Origin of the sequence: Aquimarina sp. U1-2, from assembly GCF_017897595.1 — a bacterium.
Classification (GTDB): Bacteria; Bacteroidota; Bacteroidia; order Flavobacteriales; family Flavobacteriaceae; genus Aquimarina.
In genome coordinates this window covers 1-291 of record NZ_JAGKIK010000159.1, presented here as the reverse complement: position 1 = coordinate 291, position 291 = coordinate 1, and the positions used below count along the sequence as shown (strand labels likewise).

The 291-nt window shown below is 27.5% G+C and carries 1 protein-coding gene; it reads left to right on the top strand.

From position 1 onward, the window contains the following. A partial coding sequence (locus tag J8281_RS19480) for a hypothetical protein (RefSeq protein WP_210199291.1) occupies positions 1 to 291 on the top strand: 291 nt, incomplete at both ends.

Below are 291 nucleotides of genomic sequence, written 5' to 3'. Positions count from 1 at the left end.
TATTTACAAATCCCTGAAGAACAAGAACTAAAAGAAGAATCAATTTTAATTGAAACTTCTACAACGTATTTAAAACAATTAAAAACAAAACTAAAAGACTTAATGCAACCTGTTAGAGATATTGAAGCACTAATGACTAAAGCAAGTAATATTTCTCAAGGTACCACGAAGGAAACTTCATTTTCTTTTCACAACAAAACCTTTAAAAAGAAAAATTTACAAGAAGGTTATAACTTACTTATTACAGAACGTGAAAAATTATTTAACGAGAGTTTTAAGGACTGGGATTCA